The sequence below is a fragment of the Methanotorris igneus Kol 5 genome (assembly GCF_000214415.1).
Classification (GTDB): domain Archaea; phylum AGJL01; class Methanococci; order Methanococcales; family Methanococcaceae; genus Methanotorris; species Methanotorris igneus.
This window is the reverse complement of sequence record NC_015562.1, coordinates 433,894-450,465: the sequence shown is the minus strand read 5'-3', so window position 1 is coordinate 450,465 and position 16,572 is coordinate 433,894. Positions and strand designations below refer to the sequence as shown.

At 32.7% G+C, this 16,572-nt stretch carries 23 protein-coding genes; 5 read left to right on the top strand and 18 right to left on the bottom strand.

What is annotated here, in order from left to right; genetic code table 11:
• Window positions 1–196 precede the first annotated feature (196 nt).
• On the bottom strand, window positions 197–1,213 hold the full coding sequence (locus tag METIG_RS02150; protein ID WP_216585155.1) for a hypothetical protein: 1,017 nt from the start codon (window positions 1,211–1,213) through the stop codon (window positions 197–199).
• Window positions 1,214–1,456: 243 nt separating this feature from the next.
• Between METIG_RS02150 and METIG_RS02145 the strand changes: the two genes are divergently transcribed.
• On the top strand, window positions 1,457–2,032 hold the full coding sequence (locus METIG_RS02145) for a hypothetical protein (protein WP_013798603.1): 576 nt from the start codon (window positions 1,457–1,459) through the stop codon (window positions 2,030–2,032).
• Window positions 2,033–2,053: 21 nt separating this feature from the next.
• Here METIG_RS02145 and METIG_RS02140 read toward each other — a convergent pair whose 3' ends face one another.
• The 16 genes from METIG_RS02140 to hdrC form a co-directional block, all read right to left on the bottom strand.
• The gene (locus METIG_RS02140; protein ID WP_013798602.1) at window positions 2,054–2,641 is read right to left on the bottom strand and encodes a flavodoxin family protein; all 588 of its coding nucleotides are present in this window, start codon (window positions 2,639–2,641) and stop codon (window positions 2,054–2,056) included.
• Between the two features lie 24 nt (window positions 2,642–2,665).
• Window positions 2,666–5,047 (bottom strand): heavy metal translocating P-type ATPase, encoded by a 2,382-nt coding sequence (locus METIG_RS02135; RefSeq protein ID WP_013798601.1) that lies wholly within the window; start codon window positions 5,045–5,047, stop codon window positions 2,666–2,668.
• A 30-nt stretch (window positions 5,048–5,077) separates the two neighbouring features.
• Entirely contained in the window at window positions 5,078–5,293 is a 216-nt protein-coding gene (locus tag METIG_RS02130) for a heavy-metal-associated domain-containing protein (protein ID WP_013798600.1), read from the bottom strand.
• A gap of 303 nt (window positions 5,294–5,596) precedes the next feature.
• Window positions 5,597–6,763 carry an FprA family A-type flavoprotein gene (locus tag METIG_RS02125; RefSeq protein WP_013798599.1) on the bottom strand — a complete coding sequence of 389 codons (1,167 nt, stop codon included), beginning with the start codon at window positions 6,761–6,763 and terminating at the stop codon, window positions 5,597–5,599.
• A gap of 43 nt (window positions 6,764–6,806) precedes the next feature.
• Window positions 6,807–7,157, bottom strand: a complete 351-nt coding sequence (locus METIG_RS02120; RefSeq protein WP_013798598.1) for a DsrE family protein — start codon at window positions 7,155–7,157, stop codon at window positions 6,807–6,809.
• 13 nt (window positions 7,158–7,170) lie between these two features.
• Complete coding sequence (locus tag METIG_RS02115; protein WP_013798597.1) at window positions 7,171–7,410, bottom strand: rubredoxin; 240 nt, start codon at window positions 7,408–7,410, stop codon at window positions 7,171–7,173.
• Between the two features lie 47 nt (window positions 7,411–7,457).
• Window positions 7,458–8,144 (bottom strand): peroxiredoxin, encoded by a 687-nt coding sequence (locus METIG_RS02110; protein ID WP_013798596.1) that lies wholly within the window; start codon window positions 8,142–8,144, stop codon window positions 7,458–7,460.
• Window positions 8,145–8,247: 103 nt separating this feature from the next.
• A complete protein-coding gene (locus METIG_RS02105; RefSeq protein WP_013798595.1) occupies window positions 8,248–8,427 on the bottom strand; it encodes a rubredoxin-like domain-containing protein in 180 nt (59 codons plus the stop codon).
• A gap of 23 nt (window positions 8,428–8,450) precedes the next feature.
• On the bottom strand, window positions 8,451–8,948 hold the full coding sequence (locus METIG_RS02100; protein WP_013798594.1) for a ferritin: 498 nt from the start codon (window positions 8,946–8,948) through the stop codon (window positions 8,451–8,453).
• A gap of 7 nt (window positions 8,949–8,955) precedes the next feature.
• On the bottom strand, window positions 8,956–9,213 hold the full coding sequence (locus tag METIG_RS02095; RefSeq protein WP_013798593.1) for an MJ0307 family thioredoxin: 258 nt from the start codon (window positions 9,211–9,213) through the stop codon (window positions 8,956–8,958).
• A gap of 62 nt (window positions 9,214–9,275) precedes the next feature.
• Window positions 9,276–9,554: an MTH865 family protein gene (locus METIG_RS02090; protein ID WP_013798592.1), complete on the bottom strand. Its 279-nt coding sequence runs from the start codon at window positions 9,552–9,554 to the stop codon at window positions 9,276–9,278.
• A gap of 11 nt (window positions 9,555–9,565) precedes the next feature.
• Window positions 9,566–9,721: a rubredoxin gene (locus METIG_RS02085; RefSeq protein WP_013798591.1), complete on the bottom strand. Its 156-nt coding sequence runs from the start codon at window positions 9,719–9,721 to the stop codon at window positions 9,566–9,568.
• A 34-nt stretch (window positions 9,722–9,755) separates the two neighbouring features.
• Complete coding sequence (locus tag METIG_RS02080; RefSeq protein ID WP_013798590.1) at window positions 9,756–10,106, bottom strand: class II SORL domain-containing protein; 351 nt, start codon at window positions 10,104–10,106, stop codon at window positions 9,756–9,758.
• A 46-nt stretch (window positions 10,107–10,152) separates the two neighbouring features.
• On the bottom strand, window positions 10,153–10,467 hold the full coding sequence (locus tag METIG_RS02075; RefSeq protein ID WP_013798589.1) for a carboxymuconolactone decarboxylase family protein: 315 nt from the start codon (window positions 10,465–10,467) through the stop codon (window positions 10,153–10,155).
• Window positions 10,468–10,479: 12 nt separating this feature from the next.
• Window positions 10,480–11,361, bottom strand: coding sequence for a CoB--CoM heterodisulfide reductase subunit B (hdrB, locus tag METIG_RS02070; protein WP_013798588.1), 882 nt, complete (start codon window positions 11,359–11,361; stop codon window positions 10,480–10,482).
• An 8-nt stretch (window positions 11,362–11,369) separates the two neighbouring features.
• Window positions 11,370–11,957, bottom strand: a complete 588-nt coding sequence (gene hdrC / locus METIG_RS02065; RefSeq protein ID WP_013798587.1) for a CoB--CoM heterodisulfide reductase subunit C — start codon at window positions 11,955–11,957, stop codon at window positions 11,370–11,372.
• A 181-nt stretch (window positions 11,958–12,138) separates the two neighbouring features.
• Between hdrC and METIG_RS02060 the strand changes: the two genes are divergently transcribed.
• Window positions 12,139–12,741: a PocR ligand-binding domain-containing protein gene (locus METIG_RS02060; protein WP_013798586.1), complete on the top strand. Its 603-nt coding sequence runs from the start codon at window positions 12,139–12,141 to the stop codon at window positions 12,739–12,741.
• Window positions 12,742–13,408: 667 nt separating this feature from the next.
• Here the strand turns inward: METIG_RS02060 and METIG_RS02055 are convergent.
• A complete protein-coding gene (locus METIG_RS02055; RefSeq protein ID WP_013798585.1) occupies window positions 13,409–13,663 on the bottom strand; it encodes a cation:proton antiporter in 255 nt (84 codons plus the stop codon).
• A 78-nt stretch (window positions 13,664–13,741) separates the two neighbouring features.
• Here METIG_RS02055 and tmk point away from each other — a divergent pair, with 78 nt between their 5' ends.
• The 3 genes from tmk (at window position 13,742) to larB (ending at window position 16,548) form a co-directional block, all read left to right on the top strand.
• Window positions 13,742–14,338 carry a dTMP kinase gene (tmk, locus tag METIG_RS02050; RefSeq protein WP_013798584.1) on the top strand — a complete coding sequence of 199 codons (597 nt, stop codon included), beginning with the start codon at window positions 13,742–13,744 and terminating at the stop codon, window positions 14,336–14,338.
• A gap of 626 nt (window positions 14,339–14,964) precedes the next feature.
• Window positions 14,965–15,726: a D-aminoacyl-tRNA deacylase gene (locus METIG_RS02045; RefSeq protein ID WP_013798582.1), complete on the top strand. Its 762-nt coding sequence runs from the start codon at window positions 14,965–14,967 to the stop codon at window positions 15,724–15,726.
• A gap of 57 nt (window positions 15,727–15,783) precedes the next feature.
• On the top strand, window positions 15,784–16,548 hold the full coding sequence (gene larB / locus METIG_RS02040; protein WP_013798581.1) for a nickel pincer cofactor biosynthesis protein LarB: 765 nt from the start codon (window positions 15,784–15,786) through the stop codon (window positions 16,546–16,548).
• Window positions 16,549–16,572: the final 24 nt, after the last annotated feature.

The window sequence follows — 16,572 nt, the reverse complement described above, 5'->3', positions numbered from 1 at the left end:
GTTTTAAAGTAAATGATAGGTAATAATTTTTAATTTTACACTTCTAATGGTATTAGAACCATCTTCTTAATAATTATTATGAACATGAATTAACTTCAGCTACCTTCTTAAATTAAAATAAAAAAACAAAACCTAACATTTAAAGAATTTTGATACAATATACATATTTATATGTTTGATGGGAACTACAGTGATTTTATTTAAATTTATTGAATGCAGATATTTCTTTTAAAGAATATTCTTTCTTAATCAAACCATCTATTATCTTAGAAGGAACTCCTTTATTTCTTAACTCTTTAATTATCTCTTTTACTTTCTCTAAATCATAACCATTTTCTATTAGTTTATTTATCGACTCTTTACTTATTTTTCTTCTTTTTAAATCTCCTATGGTTTTTCTTATTTTTGTTATATCTTTAATGTCCTTTAGATTTTCAATAATTTTATTTAAGTTTTCCTTGGTAATTCCCATCTTTTTTAGTTTTTTAAGATCTTCTTTGCAGTTGTATATATCTTTGATATTTTTTGAGTTTTTTATGATTTTATTTAGGTTATCTTTACTAATCCCTAATGCCACTAATGTTGCTACCTTACAATTTAGATGCCTCAAATCATCATAAGGATTTGAACTTTTTTCCATAAAATCGTTTATTGTATCTATATCCACTTCATTTTCCTCAAGAGTTTCTATTCTATTATCTATCCAACCAACTTTTTTATCATTTTCAACTGCATCTTTAAACAATTTGTTAATATTCTCTGGTTTAATACCTTCCTCTAACAATTTAACCGTATTCTTTGCAACTGTTTTTGGGCCATATCCCTTATTTTCTTTCTCCGCCAATTTTTCAATTAAATCCTTATCAAATATTTTATTAGCGACATCTGGATTTACAAGTCCTTTGCCATTATCTGCTTTTTTTAAGTATCTATATAAATTATCAGCATACTTTAGCCCTTTTGAAGATAACTTACCAATTATCTTTCCCGTTGGGTCAAATATCAGAGAAACAACAGTATAGGCATCTGAATATTCTGGATGATTCTCTTCTATGTAATTACTAACCATCGCATCTGCAATTGTCTCAGCTGCAATCGTTGCTCCTGCAACTGCCCTATTTTGAGATATTGAAAAATCAAAAGAAAAGAATGCACTAACTGGAGATGCTAAAAGAAGAATAGCCAATAGAATAGTAAAGCACTTTCTTAACATAGTTAAGTTCATCTCATTAAACTCAATAAAATAATATAAAATAATAAAGTATATAAAAATAATAAAGTATATATATATTTCAACTTAAAATAAACAGAAAATTTTTAAAACACATAAACTCTTAAATTTGTTTGTAATTAATTTCAGTAAATTTCAGCCTGTCAAATACTCACAAAGAAAACTTTAAAAACATTTCGGTCAAAACATGCAGATAGCCTTAAAGATTTAAGAGGGTGTTAGAGAATGAACTATGAAGAAATAAGAGAGAAATACAACCCAACAAGACAAAATATAAAAGTAAAAGTTCTCTTCATTGGAGAATCTCCTCCTAAAAGTACTTTCTTTTATTGTGCTAACTCTAAGTTATATTCTGCAACTAAGGAAGCTTTTGAGAAAGCTTATGGTAGAAAGATTCCTAATTCCCTTCAGTGTTTTATGCTTTTAGGCTGTTACCTTATTGACCTATACAACGAACCTGGTAGGAAGGCAAAAAAATTGTGTGGCCTAGAAGTGTATGAAAAGGAAAAGGAGGAATTAATTCAAAGATTAGCTAGTCAGATTGCCCAATTTAATCCTCACTTCATAATTGCAGTCCATGAAAATGTGTGCTCTTGGAGTATTATCTCAGCCATAGAGGCATTAGAAATTTTAAAAGAAAGAGATAAGACACCTAATTTTAACTTAAATGCTGTTAGATGCCTACCTTTCCCGAAAAATTGTGAAAGAGGGAAGCAAGCTTATGTAGGTGCACTTGTTGAAATTATCAAGGAAATGATGCAAAAAAACATACTCCCTAGAGAACTTCCAAAAATGCATTAAGAATAAATTTTTATCCATTTTTTATCTATTTTTCAAAACTTCATAAAACCTATTAAGTGTTTTCCTCAAAACTCTCAATCCCTCTTCATCCTCTTCAATGCCCTTCTTTCCTTTATCTTTAGACCAAAATGTAGCTCCTAAGTTTGCTCCAAAAGAACCCCCTCCCACAGGAATCATCTCATTTATTATGTAGAAATCATGTATAGTTCTTAAAGCTATTTCTTGCCCTCCGTTTCTATCTCCACCAATAGCAATGCCCATTCCTATCTTATCTTTTAAAACTTTAGGATTCTTTGCTAATATTGCCCTACATCTATCCATCAATGTTTTTAACTGTCCGGATACATTTCCTTGATAAACTGGAGTTCCTATTATTACCCCATCAGCCCAGATAAGGTTTTCATAAACCTCTTCCATGTCATCTTTATATATGCATCCCTCTTTCTTTTTTACGCAGTAATCGCAATGGATGCAAAAATTGATAGTTTTTCTACTAACTGAGAAATATCTCACCTCTACCCCCTTCTCTTTCAAATATTCTAAGGCATAATTTACCGCAAAATGAGTTCCCTGCAATCTTGGACTCCCGCTTATCCCAAAGACCTTCATTATTCCACCTTACTTGTTATTTTTTTAATTTCTTATTTCGGTATTTTTTATTGGAGTGTATTTTTTTAGCAATAGAGATAAGCTAACGACTGTTACAGAACTCATTGCCATTGCAAAACCTGCAAGTTCTGGTTTAAAGAATATTCCGTAAGGATATAACAAACCTGCAGCAATTGGGATTAAAGAGGTGTTGTATGCAAATGCCCAGAATAGATTCCATTTTATCTGTTTCATTGCCCTCCTGCTTAATTTTATTGCTCCAACTACATACCTTAAATCATCCTTCACCAAAACTATATCCCCACTCTCAATGGCAATATCCGTTCCACTCCCTATTGCAATTCCAATATCGGAAACTGACAAAGCAGGAGCATCATTTATCCCATCACCAACAAATGAAACAACCCCCTTCTTTTTAAGTTCTTTAACGATTTCAGCCTTTTGATTTGGTAAAACCTCTGCAAATATATTTTCAATTCCCAACTGTTTTCCTATGATTTCTGCCGTCTTTTTGGCATCTCCGGTTATCATATAAACCTCAATGCCCATATCCTTTAGCATATCTATGGTTTCCTTTGCATACCTTTTTATTTTATCAGATATGGCAATTATCCCAACAACTTCTTTATTTATTGCAACAACTATAACGGTCATTCCCTCTTTTTCCAATTTTTCTATTTCTTTTTCATATTTTAACTCTTTTAGTTTTTCCTTGATTAAATTTTTATTGCCTATTAGAACCTCTTTTCCATCAACAATTCCAACTATCCCCCTCCCAGTTATTGTGTCAAATTTTTCAGCCTTTTTTAACCCTACATTTAATTCCTCTGCTTTTTTAACTATTGCATTGGCTAAAGGATGCTCTGAATTTTTCTCTAAAGCTCCAACAATGGACAAAAATTCTCTCAGATCCATATCGGTTTTTATATACCTAACTGCTGGTTTTCCAATGGTTAAGGTTCCGGTTTTATCAAACACTACAAATCTCAATTTTTCAGACAAATCAAAAACCTTGCTATTCTTTATTAATATTCCGAGCTCTGCCCCCCTTCCAATTGCAACAGTTACTGCAGTAGGTGTCGCTAATCCTAATGCACATGGACACGCGATTACCAAAACAGATATAAACACCGTAGTGGCAAATAAAAGACCCTCCGTGAAATACCAATATATGAAAGACAATGTGGCAATTGCCAAAACAACTGGTATAAAGTAGGAAACAACTTTGTCTGCTAAACTCTGTATTTCTGGTTTTGATGCCTGCGCCTCTTTAACCAACCTAATGATTTGGGATAAAAGTGTATCTTTCCCTACTCTTTCAGCTTTTATCTTTAAAACTCCATTTTTATTTATTGTCCCTCCAATTACCTTATCATTTTCTTTTTTTAAATTAGGTATTGGCTCACCAGTAATCATCGACTCATCAACATAACTTTCTCCCTCCAAAACAACCCCATCAACAGGAATCTTCTCTCCCGGCTTTACAATCACAACATCCCCAACCATTACCTCATCAATAGGGATCTCAACTTCCTTCCCATCTCTCAAAACCCTTGCAGTTTTTGCTCCCAATTTAATAAGTTTTTTTATTGCTTCAGAGGTTTTACTCTTTGCTCTTGCCTCTAAATACCTCCCCAATGTCAAAAATGTAGATAGCATTATTGCAGTTTCATAGAACATGAATTCTTTTGGCAATAAACCAATAGTTGAGATTAAACTTGAGATATATGCTATACCAATACCCATAGAATACATAACATCCATATTTAAGGTTTTATTTTTTAAAGAATGAAATCCCGCCTTAAAAATTGGTGATGCAACATAGATTAATGGAGGAATTGAAATTAAAAACATAATATAACTTTTGTAAGGAACATTAAGATACATCATCAAAAACAGTATTATTGAGAAAACAGCCCCTACCACCAACCTATTGAACATATCTTTAATTTCTTTTTCCTTCCCCTCTTTTTCCAAATCAACCTCCTCTCCAACACCTACAACCTCATAACCCAAAGTTTCTATTCTTTTTATTATTTCCTCAATATTAGCGACATTTGGGTCAAAAACTACCTCTACACTCTCATCTGGAAGATTTACCTCCGCCTCAACACCTTCCATTTTATTTAAGAATTTCTCAATAGTTTTAGCGCATACGGCACACGTCATGCCTTTTATTTTTATTCTAACCCTTTCCCTATTTTTTACTACTTTAAATCCAATACTCTCTATCTTATTTTCAATATCTTCTAAAGAAACCTTTTCTGGATTAAATTCAACTGTTGCACTCTCGTCTAATAAATTAACAACCGCTTTATCAACACCTTCCATTTTATTTAAGACTTTTTCAATACTATTTGCACATGTAGCACATCTCATGCCAGATATTTTTATTTTAACTTTCATAACTATCCCTTAAAATAAAAAATAAAAATTTTATTCAATCTTTTTTGCAGGATATAATTCAAATGCTTCATTTTTTAATATTTCATCCTCATTTATTTTTTCTTCATCATATTTTATAATACCAATTCCTTCTTCTAAGTTTATATCAACATTTATAATTCCATCTAACTCTGACAAAAGTCTTTTTATAGTATTTACACACATGCCACAACTCATTCCTTCTATTTTTAATTTTAATTCCTTCATTTTATCCCTCCAAATAAAATAGCAGTTAAAATTCTTTAAATTTCAAACAAAGCAAAAATAACAACAAAATCAAAAGTATTATCACTAAATTATCAAATTAAATTTTAAATTTTTAAATTTTTTAATTAAAAGTGTGAGAAGCCAGAAAAGGTTCCCCCTCACTCTCAGCACGTTTTTGTGTTAGGGTGTGGAGTACCCGGGTTTAATTTTTTTAACGGCTTTAAGTATTCTTTCTAATATCTCGCTGTTTTTTCCCACAAAATGGACATACAACATTCTTTATTACTCTCATTGCATTAAAAATTATGAACTCCCCAATTTAAGGCCAAACTCATAACATTTTTTTAGATCTTCTTCTTTTGGGACAAATTTGACCTTTAAGCATTCATCATCAACGATTTCAAAATTCAACTTCCTAAACACCTCCTTTATCTTTTCAGTTGCCATTTCCATCCAACCATAGGAGCCAAAAGCGACTCCTATTTTATTGGTTGGCTTTAATCCCTCTATATAAGCTAAAAATTTTGCAATATTAGGTAAAACATTTTGATTTAATGTTGGAGAGCCGATAAGAACGTATTTTGCATCTAAAATTTCTCTAATGATGGTATTCATAGGAGTTTCAGAAATTTTGTATATCGCTACTTTAACACCATTTTCCATTAAACCATCAGCAATAGCATGGGCAATCTTTTTGGTTGAGTTATACATTGTATCATAAACAATGACCGCTTTGTTTTCTATTTTATCATTTGCCCAATCAAGATACTTTTTTATGATTTCATCTTTTTTCTCCTTCCATATAACACCATGAGATGGACATATAAGCTCTATCTCTAAATCTTTTAAGGAATTTATTGCATTAGGAATAAGCATCTTATAAGGCATTAATATATTTGCAAAATACTCCTTTGCATACTCAAGGATCTCGTCCCCAACTTCATAATCAAATCTTTCAGAACTTGCTAAGTGTTGTCCAAATGCATCATTCGAGAATAAAATCTTTTCCTCTTTACAGTACGTCACCATATTATCTGGCCAGTGGAGCATAGGCGTTTTTATAAATTTTAAAGTTCTTTTTCCAATGGAAATTTCATCTCCGCTATCTACAATAATAAAATCCCAATCCTTTGTATCATAATGTAAAGATAAATGTTCTTTCCCCTTCTCATTCGTAATTACTGTTGCTCCACTAAGTTCAACTATTTTATCTACACAACCGCTGTGATCAGTTTCTACATGATTTACAACGACATAGTCAATGTCCTCTGGATTAATAATTCTGCTAATTCCTCTGATTAATTCATCAAACATGTAACCCTTAGCGGTATCAATCAAAACGTTTTTTTCATCTTTTATTAAATAGGAGTTGTATGTGGAACCGTTTGAGGTTATATAACCATGAAAGTCCCTAATTTCCCAGTCCACCACACCAACCCAGAAAATATCCTTTTTTATTTCTACTACCATAGATACCACTTTTAAATTTTTAAATAAACTTTAAATTCTTCATTTATAATTCAATTATTTGATATCCATCATCCAAATACTTTTTTAGGCTTACATGTCCAAATAAATCATTATCTAACTTTAATTTTCCTTCAATTTTCTCTTTAACTCCAAACATGCTTGCACATGCTTCACAAACAACAAAATCATCTTTTAATTTTTCAAAATGATTTTTAAGTGGATGATCTTCATTGAGCAAATCTTTTGCCCAATTTACACCTTCTCCTTCGAGTATAATTTTTACTTCATCTCCTTTTTCCTTCATCTCATTTGCAAATAAAAGTGTATGGAACATTATAGGCATGTTTGGTTTTCCATTTTTTTCATAGCTAAATACTAAAAAGGCCGTTTTCATAAAATCCCCTCCTTCAATCAAATTCTACCCATTCATCCAAGGGTTCAAATGATTCTTTTCCAATTTTTCCTCTACAAATTGGACAAACCCAAGTATCTGGAAGTTCTTCAAATGGTGTTTTTGGTGGGATATTTTGGCTTGGATCCCCTTTTAATGGGTCATATGTCCAACCGCAAACCCTACACCTATACTTCCTATACCTTGGTTTTTCACAACTATTATCCAATTTGCAGGATAATTTAATTTCAACCATTTCTATTCACCAAAAAAGTTAATGAATTATAAAAATTAATGTTTGGATTATTCCAATTTTTTATAACATAGCCACCAGTCGAGACATTCAATTTCTCCTTTTTTACAAGCTTCTTTTCTTTGTTTTATTTCTTCAATAGTTGATGCTGGTGGAATTATAACTTTATCTCCAAGTATATCGTTATTTGGCCAATTTGCAGGCATAGCCATTCCTTTTTTATCTGATGTTTGAAGTGCTTTAACTAACCTCACGATTTCGTCAAGATTTCTTCCAACTTCTTGTGGGTAGTATATTATTGCCCTTATGATTCCCTTATCATCAACAACAAATACTGCCCTCACAGTGTTATTTCCTTTATATGGGCTTATCATTCCCAATTGCTCTGCTAATATCCCTCTATCATCTGCTATAACAGGGAACTCAATCTCCACATTTAATTTTTCTTTTATCCATTCAATCCATTTTAAATGGCTGAAAACTTGGTCTATACTCAAACCAATTAGTTCAGTATTGAGTTCTTTAAATTCCTTGTATCTTTTTTGGAATCCTACAAACTCTGTTGTACAAACTGGTGTAAAATCTGCTGGGTGGCTAAATAGAACAAACCACTTACCTTTATAGTGATCAGGCAGTTTAATAACTCCGTGTGTAGTTTTTACTTCAACTTCTGGAAATTTTTCACCTATTAAAGGCATTCTACCTCCTTCAATGCAACAAATTGTTTCTTCACACATTTTGCCCCCTCCCGGGTTTTTTATTTTTTTTAATATTTTTTAATTAACTAGTATTTACTCGTATTCGTAGTTTAGATAATCTATTCAAGGATAACTTAAGTTATTAGAGGATACGTGGATCTTTTCTTGCAACCAATTTTGGATCGTAACCTTGGCATCCACATTCTGGTGTATAGCATGTCACATCATAAAAAGTACATTTTTCACCACAGTTTGGACATTTTTCAGGGATTGTATCTGCCTCAAATAAATATCCGCAGTTAGAACATTTCCACCATGTCATATTTCCACCTAAATCTTTTGTAGTTAAGGAGAGTAAGTTCTCTGTCCAAGTTCTTTATCAAGCATGAATAAACCTCTTTTATCATCTCCAATTAGCTTTAATTTATCCAAAATTTCTGAAAAGGACGCTTCTTCTTCAACTTGTTCAGTTACAAACCATTGAAGCATATTTACTGTTGCATAATCCTTTTCAGACATTGCAAGATCCATGATATCATTTATTGATTGAGTTATGGATACTTCATGTTTATATCCATCTTCAAATACTTCAATAATTGATGACCACTCGCTCTTTGGTTCTTCTATGGAGTATAGTTTTACTTTTCCCCCTCTTTCTATGACATAATCATATATCTTCATTGCGTGATCCAATTCTTCTTGGCTTTGGACTTTAAGCCATTGAGCAAAACCCTTCAATCCAATAGATTCTGCATAAGCTGACATAGATAAGTAGAGATATGCGGAATAAAATTCTCTGTTTATTTGTTTATTTAAAGCATCTAAGATATTTTCTTTAATCATCCATGATTCACCTATTCAACTTTTCTCTTAGATAATTTTCAAATTGTTCCTTGGAAGGAGCTCCAACAAATGCGACTTCACCATCAACCACAATAGTTGGAACAGCCATAATACTGTATTTATCTACGCTACCAGGGTCTTCCGTTACATCAATATACTTTACTTCAATATCATCACAACTCAATTTACCCACAACATCTTCAACAACTTTCTTTGCTGCTGGACAATGCGGACACATTGGTGATGTAAAGACTTCAATTAACATTTTACCACCATCTTTAAGTAATAGCAAAAATTATAAATTAAAATTGCAAAGTTTTGATTCTCTTATTTATTTTCCTTCTCAATTAAGCATTTATTTGCCAATTTCACAGCCAAATCTTCAGCGTCTTTTATTGGGAAATCATCTTCATTTAACAATTTTACCAATTCTCCAGCTTCTATCTCTCCACATGGTAATGACAATCCACATGGTAATGCGTTGGCAAGTTCCACCTTACTTTTTATTGGAAATACTTTTTTATCCTTAAAAAACTCCACCAATCTTAATTTAAAATCTTGAATGTCCTTCAATGCTTCATATAAGGGGTGGTTTGTTGTTATCAACCTCCCTCCCCCTAAATTTTTCTAAATGCATTTTTCCCTAATCCACACTGCGGACATGTAAAAGTATCTGGAAGGGCTTCAAATGGTGTACCCGGCTTTATGTTTTGAGAAGGTTCTCCAACTTCTGGATCGTATATCCACCCACACATACATTGGTACTTATCCATTCTCTATCCCTCCTTTGTTATTTTATTCATTATTTTATTCAACCTTAACTTCTTTTTCATATTCCCAAATGCCGTGTAAATTGCATCTCATAAGGGCTTTAAGAGTGAACTTATCATGCCCTTTTGAAGGGGCTTTTACAACAAATACTATTTCTGGTTTCATGAATTGGGTAAAATCAACTCTTGCCAAATAAATATCAGACATAAACAGCTCAATCCATTGGATAAAATGTCCATCTTCCATAGGATGTGGGATTCCAGTTGTTACTTTAACCTCAAAATATTCATCTGCTTTAACAACTTCTGGGCATTCTATGAATGGAGTGTGCTTTTTTTCAAAGTCTGTTCCTTCTTTCATTCTGTTTATTCCACAGAAATAATTCATAGCTCTCCCCTTTCAAAACTAAATAATTTAATTGAGGCATATGCCATTACAATTTTTCCAAAATTTTCATTGCTTTTGTAAATGCAGGCATTCCACTTGTTAATAGAACAACTCTTAAGACATCTGCAATCTCTTCTTTTGTAATGCCGAGTTCTTTCATTCCACTTCTCATCTGTCTTTCTGTTGCAACCTCATCACATTTTGAGGCAACAATTCCTATTGCAATTAACTTCTGAGTTTTGTAATCTAAAACTTTTCCAGTAAATGCTGCCTCATTTAATTTAACAATTGCCTCATACAAATCTGGATACTTCTCTTTGACTGTTTTCATTCCTTCTCCAAAGAAAACCTCATTTTTCATTTTATCACCTTTTTATAATCCAAGTTTTTTGATTAATGGTTCAGTTGATATAAAATGTAAGTCCAAAGCAACATCCTTTGGCGACATGCCCATAGCCAATCCCAATAGTTGTGAATAGTGGATTACTGGTATGTTGTATTCTTTACCAAATTTCTCCTTTATTTCAATTTGCCCTCTATCAAATTGAAGGTGGCAAAATGGGCAAACTTCTGTAACACAATCTGCTCCTGCCTCTTTCATATTTCTTAATTTGTTGTCGGTCATTTCTAATGCAACATCGAGGTTTCTTGCTCTAACACCCCCTCCTGCTCCACAGCACATATTTTTATCCCTATAAGGTATTGACTTAGCCCCAAGTGCTTCAACAAGTTCATCCAATGACTTCGGTCTTTCGGAACCTTCCAAATGTTTTATATCGGTTGGTTTTAAGTAGTGGCAACCATAATGAACTGCAACATTTATATTGAGGGGCTTTTTTACGCTCTCTGCTATTGCATCAACACCTAAATCATAGTAGAGAACTTCTGGAAGATGTCTAACTTTAACAGTTCCTTTATATTCCAGCCCATATTTTGATAAAACTTTATTTACCATGTCCCTTGCTTCTTTGTTTTCTTGAAGGATGTGATTCGCCTCAAACAATGAACCATAGCATCCGTTACATATTGTTATTATATCCATGCCCATCTCTTCTGCAACGCACAAATTCCTTGCCGCCAATGCAAGCCATGTTTTTAAGTCAAAGGATCCAAAAACCCCTGGAGCTGGGCAACAACTCGCCCCCTCCATATCAACTACTTCTATGCCAAGCATTTTTAATGCCTTAACTGTTGCTGCCTCGATTCCTGGATATCTATTTGGTGCAATACATCCCAAGAAAAAAGCAAATTCCATAAAACCACCTATTCAGACATATCTTTCCATTCAACAGGTTTTAATTCCATACTCTCAGTGCATATTCCCACAATATCGCAAAATTTCATATCCTTCATAATCCCCCTTATAACCTCCAACACTTCAGGATATTTGTGCGTTGTTGGGGGAACTTCACTTAACCCTATTGATTTCCTTGCTTTTCTTGTTTCTTCATTAATTGGAACAGCATGCCCGGTTTTAAATACATACAATGCAGTCATTCTATGGGCTTTTGCCATTCTCCCCTCCCTTGCTGCAATATTCCTAATCACTTTGATTATATCTGTGATTTTTACTTCCCTTGGGCATCTTTCATAGCATTCATAGCATGTTGTGCACATCCATAAATCCTCACTTTCTACAGCAAACTTCCTCATCCCAAATTGGGCATATTTTATTAACTTTCTTGTTTTAAAGGCAGTTATTCTACCACTTGGACAACTTCCAGTGCATGTTCCACATTGATAACATGCTTTAAAAGAAGCAACATGCCCCTCCCCAAGAATGGTTCTTCCAGTTTCTATAATTTCATTTACAAAATTGTTATCAAAGTCTTTCTCGGATTTTAGGAGCATAAATCCACCTCCATTTTAAAAGTTTGCATTTAAATGTATATATATCTTTTTGTGCGAATATTTACAAATAATATTTAAACATGATACGAAAATAGCACAAAATCTATATAAATTTCAATAGTTAAATAATTATAACAAACTATAGTAAATCTTTGTTTTTTACACAATATAGGGTGAAAAAATGGATAATTATGAAAAACTAATAAAGAAGATCGCAATTGAAAATATAATAGTTTTCTCTGGAATTGCGAAAGAATATGGGCTTAATATAACAACATATGATACCGAGGGAAATATGATTTACCCATCATATGTATGCAATCCCATATGTTCAATTATAAAAGGCACAGATTGTAATAAGATATGCCAAAAAGCAAATCAAGTATCATACGAATTGGTAAAAAAATTTTTAAATAGCGATGAACGTCTAATTGCTGAAGATTTTGCTTCAAGGAATATAATTATAGTTAAGGAAGATAAGTTACCACCCATAATTGTGACATCTTGTGGGTCCAAATTTGGTAAGTATATGTTGCCCATAATGATAGACAATGAGGTGGTGGGATGTTGCGGAGTTTGTGGAGTTTATCTTAAAGGGGAAAAAATAGATTTGGATTATATCTCAGAATGCTCAGGTGTGGAAGCGAGAAAATTTGAAATTATATTAAATGAGGTGTTATCACCAATTTCTGAAAAAAAGATCACCAATTTACTTGCAGAGATGATTAAAATAATAAATTCAACTAAAAAGCAAAAAAAGTTTAAATTACCACCGTTACTATGACGGTTCTCCGCCCTTAAAGGGCGGAGTTTCGGGAGAGCGGAGGTTAAAAACCTCACCCTCCCCGGCTCCGCCAAAGCCACTACCCCTATCTCCATTTAGGAGATTCGGGGATACCTTCTCTCAACACAACGCCCCCAGCGATGGGATTTTTGAAACCGAAGCGTTAGCTTCGGATAGCGAAATCTTTTTTGATTTCGCCCGAATCCCACCCATTAATAACGTGGACTGAGGGCAATAAATGATATACTAAAATTTCGATTATATATAACTTATGCTTGCCTCACCCACATCCCCTAATTCATCACTGCCCTAAAGGGCAGTGCTTTCTTAGCGACAACCAAAAAGGTAAAAAACATTGTCTCTAATCATAATCCAAACTTAATTAAATTTTAATTTTTTAATTTTAATTTGGGTACAGTATCTACGAATATGACCACAATTGTGCGAATTTTTCATACTTATTTATCTCCTTTTAAATTAAATTTTGAAATTAATGCTTAATGCCCCACAAAATTTATTGCTATATTCAACTTCTAACGCACACAACTATAAAAGAATCCAAAAAATAAAAATCATTTAATTTCTAAATCTCTAAAAAAGTAAATTTTCATTTTTTCTTTTGGAATAAGATTATTAAATTTAAAAACTTTTCATACGCACAACATTTTTATTCTTTGTTGTATTTATCATAATAATTTGCATTAGCAATAGCGTGGGCTGCAAATGGGCATAGTATCAAATAAACCAATGCCAACAGTGGCTGGTTCATCATCAGCATGATGATTATACATGCTATATCAATAACACCAGCAATGTGCAATCTTGCATAGAGGATGTTTTTTCTATCCTCCTCGTTCCACAATCTTATAGATGCCAACAAAATCCCTGCTGAAGCAACGATGAGAACAACATTATCGAGCATAATCCCACCATAATTGTTAAATTGTAATGATTAATCATTATAATTTAACTACTGCAATATATAATTTTTGGTGAGAAGATGTTTAAGAGGATGTTTATTGTGTTTGAGGGTATAGATGGAAGTGGAAAAACAACACAGGCAAAGTTGTTGACAAAAAAGTTAAATGCATTCTATACTTGTGAACCAACAGAGGGGCAGATTGGGAGATTAATAAGAGAAATTTTAAAAGGGAAAAAAAAATGTGAAAAAGAAACTCTTGCATTGTTGTTTGCTGCTGATAGAGTTGAGCATGTAAAATTAATTGAGGAGAAGCTAAAAGAGTCTCATGTTGTTTGTGATAGGTATCTTTACTCATCCATTGCTTACCAAACATCCCAAGGTGTTGATGAAGATTTTATTTTGCAGATAAATAGATTTGCAAAGAAACCAGATATTGTTGTGTTGCTAACTGTTGATGTTGAAGAGGGAATGAAAAGGTTGGGAAAAGAAAAGGAAATTTTTGAGAAGGAAGAATTCTTAAAAAAGGTTCAAAACAAGTATTTGAAACTTGCAAAAAAAGAAGGTTTTATTGTTATTGATACAACAAACAAGAGTATTAATGAATCGCATGAGGAGATCTTAAAAATCATCAAAAGCAAATTATGGGGTCTGTCCAATATGAGTATTGGTGAGTAAATACCCATATTGGACTTGGGCGTCATCAGCCACACAAGAGTGTCTCTGCCCCTGTCGTGGACATAAAAACCTAACGGTTTTTATAGTTGTGTGCGGAATTTTTTAAACTTATTCATACCTTAATAAATTTCAAATAGTAATAAGCCACCTTAAAATTTGAAACGGCTTACAGCCGTTAAAAATTCATCAGCAGCATATTTCCAAACTACAACGCACACAACTATAGTTCTCGTCGCTTCGCTCCGAGATGACCCCAAGCTCCACCCATCTATCTTTTTATCTTTATAAAGTTCTATATAAATATATCGAAAACTCATAAACATATATATACTCACAAATACTCACAAAAAACTAAACAGTTTTGAACGGCAAAACCTTTTAGGTTTTGCCCATATATTCAACTTCCAACGCACACAACTATAATTGTCATTATTTTTTTATTGAAGAGTAGTATATAATTCAAGTATCTGAATTTATAGTTAATAATAAAACTTTTTAGGTTGAAAGAATGTATAATAACAAAAAATATTACTTAAAAATTGAAATTTTAAGATTATGAACAGTACTATATTTCGTAGAACGACTATATAACGCAAAACGGCTAATAAACATAAGGAGGGACTACTTTGGAATATTTATTAATCTCTTCAAAAAAGGATTTGGCAAGTCAAAATATAAAAAACTGCATTGAAAATTATGGATTCGATGTTTTTGAAATTGATAAGGAGCTAATTCAAATTACACAAGATGATTTACCAAAGGTAGAGGCATATATTTTTTTATCGAAGCATAGAAGTGAAAGTGGGAAACCAACATTAACCGTCCACACACCAGGAAATTTAACAGAAGATAATAGTTTTGGCGGAAATAAAGAAGAAATCTGCCCATGCGACCCTATTTTAAATACCCTCTTATTAAGGAATATATTCAAATATAACAACCAATATAAAGAAAAAATAGGCATCTTCGATGTTTCTTTTGAAGTTGTTCATCATGGACCTTCAGATTTAAACGCTCCAGCAGTATTTGTAGAGATTGGGAGTTCTGAGAGAGAATGGGTTATAAAAGAGGCAGGAGAGATTATTGCAAAGAGTATAGTGGATACAATTGACCAAATTAAGAATACTGAATATGCAGAGGGAGATAAGATTATTGGGTTTGGCGGGGGGCATTATGCCCCAAGATTTACAAATTTGGCTTTAAATGGTTATTATGTTGGTTATATAGTTCCAAAATATGCGTCAGTATCTGATAGGGTTCTTGAGCAGATGATTAACAAGCAGGAGTTTGATTATGCTGCCTTTGATTGGAAAGGTTTGAGAGGGGATGATAAAAGAAGATACATTAAATTCCTTGAAGAAAGAGGTGTAATTTGGAAAAAGATATAAAATATCACTTACAACTTAATATTAGCTAAATACTTACATTATTATTCGGTGAATTGTATGAGAGACATTTTGATAAAGTTAAAAAATGGGGAAATTGACATTGATGAAGCTGAAAAAAGATTGAAATTGAGTTATTTTGAAGAGTTAGGAGAATTTTGCAAATTAGATGTAAATAGAAAGCATAGAACAGGGATACCAGAGGCAATATATGGTGAGAGTAAAAATATCAAAGATTTAGCAGAAATTATGGTGTGTTTAGCAGAGAAGAACAACGTTGCATTCGCTACCCGTGTTAGAGATATTGATGCATTAAAAAAAGAATTGGAAAAATATGATTTGGAGAATTTTAATTTGAGGATAAATGAAACTGCAAGAACCTTTGCATTAATAAAAAAAGGACATAAAATAGAAAAAATTGGAAAGATTGGCATTTTAGCAGCGGGAACATCGGACATACCTGTTGCAGAGGAGGCGAAAGAGACAGCAGAGATTATGGGATGTGAGGTTATAAAATCCTACGATGTAGGGATTGCTGGAGTCCATAGGTTATTTAAACCATTAAAAAAAATGATTGAAGAAGATGTTTGTTGTATTATTGTTGTTGCAGGTATGGAAGGGGCTTTACCCTCTCTTGTAACATCTCTCGTTGATGTTCCTGTTATTGGAGTGCCAACATCAGTGGGTTATGGAGTAAAGATAACTCCTATCCTTACAATGCTCCACTCTTGTTCTCCAGGGTTAGCAATTGTTAATATTGATAATGGATTTGGTGCTGGGGCATTTGCTGGTTTAATAGCATCTATGATATACCAAAAACATTAATATAGCCGATACAATTCTCAATGA

Coding starts and splice junctions, on each gene's coding strand:
- METIG_RS02150 (WP_216585155.1), bottom strand. CDS start 1,213: ATGTTAAGAAAGTGCTTTACTATTCTATTGGCTATTCTTCTTTTAGCA.
- METIG_RS02080 (WP_013798590.1), bottom strand. CDS start 10,106: ATGAATTATTTCTGTGGAATAAACAGAATGAAAGAAGGAACAGACTTT.
- METIG_RS02120 (WP_013798598.1), bottom strand. CDS start 7,157: ATGAAAACGGCCTTTTTAGTATTTAGCTATGAAAAAAATGGAAAACCA.
- METIG_RS02130 (WP_013798600.1), bottom strand. CDS start 5,293: ATGAAGGAATTAAAATTAAAAATAGAAGGAATGAGTTGTGGCATGTGT.
- METIG_RS02085 (WP_013798591.1), bottom strand. CDS start 9,721: ATGGATAAGTACCAATGTATGTGTGGGTGGATATACGATCCAGAAGTT.
- METIG_RS02140 (WP_013798602.1), bottom strand. CDS start 2,641: ATGAAGGTCTTTGGGATAAGCGGGAGTCCAAGATTGCAGGGAACTCAT.
- METIG_RS02060 (WP_013798586.1), top strand. CDS start 12,139: ATGGATAATTATGAAAAACTAATAAAGAAGATCGCAATTGAAAATATA.
- METIG_RS02145 (WP_013798603.1), top strand. CDS start 1,457: ATGAACTATGAAGAAATAAGAGAGAAATACAACCCAACAAGACAAAAT.
- METIG_RS02105 (WP_013798595.1), bottom strand. CDS start 8,427: ATGACATGGTGGAAATGTTCTAACTGCGGATATTTATTTGAGGCAGAT.
- METIG_RS02055 (WP_013798585.1), bottom strand. CDS start 13,663: ATGCTCGATAATGTTGTTCTCATCGTTGCTTCAGCAGGGATTTTGTTG.
- METIG_RS02125 (WP_013798599.1), bottom strand. CDS start 6,763: ATGGTAGTAGAAATAAAAAAGGATATTTTCTGGGTTGGTGTGGTGGAC.
- METIG_RS02100 (WP_013798594.1), bottom strand. CDS start 8,948: ATGATTAAAGAAAATATCTTAGATGCTTTAAATAAACAAATAAACAGA.
- hdrB (WP_013798588.1), bottom strand. CDS start 11,361: ATGGAATTTGCTTTTTTCTTGGGATGTATTGCACCAAATAGATATCCA.
- tmk (WP_013798584.1), top strand. CDS start 13,742: ATGTTTAAGAGGATGTTTATTGTGTTTGAGGGTATAGATGGAAGTGGA.
- METIG_RS02075 (WP_013798589.1), bottom strand. CDS start 10,467: ATGAAAAATGAGGTTTTCTTTGGAGAAGGAATGAAAACAGTCAAAGAG.
- METIG_RS02135 (WP_013798601.1), bottom strand. CDS start 5,047: ATGAAAGTTAAAATAAAAATATCTGGCATGAGATGTGCTACATGTGCA.
- METIG_RS02095 (WP_013798593.1), bottom strand. CDS start 9,213: ATGTTAATTGAAGTCTTTACATCACCAATGTGTCCGCATTGTCCAGCA.
- METIG_RS02115 (WP_013798597.1), bottom strand. CDS start 7,410: ATGGTTGAAATTAAATTATCCTGCAAATTGGATAATAGTTGTGAAAAA.
- METIG_RS02110 (WP_013798596.1), bottom strand. CDS start 8,144: ATGTGTGAAGAAACAATTTGTTGCATTGAAGGAGGTAGAATGCCTTTA.
- larB (WP_013798581.1), top strand. CDS start 15,784: ATGAGAGACATTTTGATAAAGTTAAAAAATGGGGAAATTGACATTGAT.
- hdrC (WP_013798587.1), bottom strand. CDS start 11,957: ATGCTCCTAAAATCCGAGAAAGACTTTGATAACAATTTTGTAAATGAA.